The 2500-nt window shown below is 53.0% G+C and carries 1 protein-coding gene and 2 rRNA genes (2 of these 3 only partly in view); 2 read left to right on the top strand and 1 reads right to left on the bottom strand.

What is annotated here, in order from left to right; all coding sequences use genetic code 11:
* A 23S ribosomal RNA gene (locus DVH26_RS03805) occupies positions 1–2076 on the top strand (it extends 846 nt beyond the left edge of the window).
* 165 nt (positions 2077–2241) lie between these two features.
* Positions 2242–2358, top strand: a 5S ribosomal RNA gene (gene rrf / locus DVH26_RS03810).
* Between the two features lie 55 nt (positions 2359–2413).
* Here the strand turns inward: rrf and DVH26_RS03815 are convergent.
* Positions 2414–2500 carry the final stretch of a polysaccharide deacetylase family protein gene (locus tag DVH26_RS03815; RefSeq protein WP_239635272.1) on the bottom strand. The gene runs 600 nt beyond the window's last position, so 87 of the gene's 687 nt are visible here — the last part of the coding sequence; the start codon falls outside the window, past its right edge — the gene reads right to left on this strand; its stop codon occupies positions 2414–2416.

Below are 2500 nucleotides of genomic sequence, written 5' to 3' on the forward strand. Positions count from 1 at the left end.
TGGTTCTCCCCGAAATAGCTTTAGGGCTAGCCTCGGGAGATGAGTAGTGGAGGTAAAGCACTGATTGGGTGCGGGGCCCGCCAAGGGTTACCAAGTCCAGTCAAACTCTGAATGCCACATACTTTATCCCGGGAGTCAGACAGTGAGTGCTAAGATCCATTGTCAAGAGGGAAACAGCCCAGACCATCAGCTAAGGTCCCCAAGTGTGTGTTAAGTGGGAAAGGATGTGGAGTTGCGCAGACAACCAGGATGTTGGCTTAGAAGCAGCCACCATTGAAAGAGTGCGTAATAGCTCACTGGTCGAGTGACTCTGCGCCGAAAATGTAACGGGGCTAAACACGCCACCGAAGCTATGGATTGCAGATGATGAATCTGCTCTGGTAGGGGAGCGTTGTATGTAGGTTGAAGGTGTACCGTAAGGAGCGCTGGACAGCATACAAGTGAGAATGCCGGTATGAGTAACGAAAAGACAAGTGAGAATCTTGTCCGCCGAAAGCCTAAGGGTTCCTGAGGAAGGCTCGTCCGCTCAGGGTAAGTCGGGACCTAAGGCGAGGCCGAAAGGCGTAGTCGAAGGACAACAGGTTGATATTCCTGTACCACCGTGAACCGTTATGAGCAATGGGGTGACGCAGAAGGATAGTGACGCGGGCTGATGGATGCCCGTCCAAGCAGAGAGGCTGATGTGTAGGCAAATCCGCACATCGTAAGGCTGGTCTGTGATGGGGAGTGAAAATTACAGTAGCGAAGGTCATGAGTTCAGGCTGCCAAGAAAAGCCTCTAGCCAGGGAGAAGGTGCCCGTACCGCAAACCGACACAGGTAGGCGAGCAGAGCATGCTAAGGCGCGCGGAAGAACTCTCGTTAAGGAACTCGGCAAAATGACCCCGTAACTTCGGGAGAAGGGGTGCCTCGGTAGGGTGAATAGCCCGAGGGGGCCGCAGTGAAAAGGCCCAAGCGACTGTTTAGCAAAAACACAGGTCTGTGCGAAGCCGCAAGGCGAAGTATACGGGCTGACGCCTGCCCGGTGCTGGAAGGTTAAGGGGAGTGGTTAGGGGTAACCCGAAGCTATGAACCGAAGCCCCAGTAAACGGCGGCCGTAACTATAACGGTCCTAAGGTAGCGAAATTCCTTGTCAGGTAAATTCTGACCCGCACGAATGGCGTAACGACTTGGGCGCTGTCTCAACGAGAGATCCGGTGAAATTTTAATACCTGTGAAGATGCAGGTTACCCGCGACAAGACGGAAAGACCCCATGGAGCTTTACTGCAGCTTGATATTGGACTTTGGTACGATCTGTACAGGATAGGTGGGAGCCTGAGAAGCATGAGCGCCAGCTTGTGTGGAGGCGACGTTGGGATACCACCCTGATCGTATCGGAGTTCTAACCCGCGGCCGTGATCCGGTCGGGGAACAGTGTCAGGTGGGCAGTTTGACTGGGGCGGTCGCCTCCTAAAAAGTAACGGAGGCGCCCCAAGGTTCCCTCAGAATGGTTGGAAATCATTCGAAGAGTGCAAAGGCATAAGGGAGCTTGACTGCGAGACAAACAGGTCGAGCAGGGACGAAAGTCGGGCTTAGTGATCCGGTGGTACCGAATGGAAGGGCCATCGCTCAACGGATAAAAGCTACCCTGGGGATAACAGGCTTATCTCCCCCAAGAGTCCACATCGACGGGGAGGTTTGGCACCTCGATGTCGGCTCATCGCATCCTGGGGCTGAAGTAGGTCCCAAGGGTTGGGCTGTTCGCCCATTAAAGCGGTACGCGAGCTGGGTTCAGAACGTCGTGAGACAGTTCGGTCCCTATCTGTCGTGGGCGTAGGAAATTTGAGAGGAGCTGTCCTTAGTACGAGAGGACCGGGATGGACGTACCGCTGGTGTACCAGTTGTTCCGCCAGGAGCACGGCTGGATAGCTACGTACGGACGGGATAAGCGCTGAAAGCATCTAAGCGTGAAGCCCCCCTCAAGATGAGATTTCCCAGTATGTAAGACCCCTTGAAGACGACGAGGTAGATAGGTTCGGGGTGGAAGCACGGCAACGTGTGGAGCTGACGAATACTAATCGGTCGAGGGCTTATCCAATCATCTGTCATACGAGGTATGGTCAGAGATGCAATACACTTGCTCATTACACGCATCGTTTCGTATCTAGTTTTCAAGGAATAAATCCTTGAGCTGCATGCCTTTTCTAAGGGCGGATATTTTCTCGCAGCGGAATTCGAGGCCGTAACGCTTCGAAAAATCCCGTTTGGTGATGATGGCGGAAGGGAACCACGCGTACCCATACCGAACACGACCGTTAAGCCTTCCAGCGTCGATGGTACTTGGACCGAAGGGTCCTGGGAGAGTAGAACGTCGCCAAGCAAAAAGCAGTTGATCTTACTTAGAGATCAGCTGCTTTTTTATTTGCATTCGTACATTATTTTCTCGTTTTAGCGATCAGATCCGTAACCGTAACAAACTGGTAGCCTTGCTTCTTCAGTTCAGGCAATATTCGCTTCAGCGC

Source organism: Paenibacillus sp. H1-7, from assembly GCF_022354825.1.
In the GTDB taxonomy this organism is placed as follows: Bacteria; Bacillota; Bacilli; order Paenibacillales; family NBRC-103111; genus Paenibacillus_S.